The sequence below is a fragment of the Massilia eburnea genome, assembly GCF_009720745.1.
GTDB classification, from domain to species: Bacteria; Pseudomonadota; Gammaproteobacteria; order Burkholderiales; family Burkholderiaceae_D; genus Rugamonas; species Rugamonas eburnea.
Window position 1 is genome coordinate 1 of the sequence record NZ_WNKX01000072.1, and the last position, 487, is coordinate 487.

The 487-nt window shown below is 76.0% G+C and carries 1 protein-coding gene; it reads left to right on the forward strand.

Annotation, left to right across the window (positions count from 1 at the left end; genetic code table 11):
- The coding region (locus GM658_RS28610; protein ID WP_155457510.1) for a PAS domain-containing protein at nt 1-487 on the forward strand (487 nt) is incomplete at both ends.

The following is a 487-nucleotide window of genomic DNA, read 5'->3' on the forward strand; positions in this document are numbered from 1 at the left end:
CCGGCTGACCCGGCCCATGGCGCAGGCTGCGCGGGCCTTGCAGGCCGCGCCGCAGGGCGCGCTGCCGCAATTGCCGGCCGCGGCAGGCGGCTTTGCCGAACTGGACAGCCTGCGCCAGGCCTGCAATGCGCTGTTGCAGCGGCTGTACCGCGAGGGCCAGGATCTGGGGCGCGCGAACGCGCAACTGGGGCGGCGCGTCGAACTGCTCGGCGCCGACCTGGCCAAGGCCGGGGAGCAGGCCGGCGCCAACGAGCGGCGCACCCTGGCCATGCTGGCGGCGGCGCAGGAAGCCTACATCGGCCTCGATGCAGCGGGCACGGTGACCGACTGGAACGGGCGCGCCGAGCAAATCTTCGGCTGGCCGCGCGCGCAGGTGCTGGGCAAGCCGGTCGAGCAGTTGCTGCAGGCAGGCGGCGCCCTGCTGGCGGGCCTGGCCGACGGCAGCGTCGGCCAGCCGCTGGTGCTGGCCGGCTGGCGGCGCGACGGC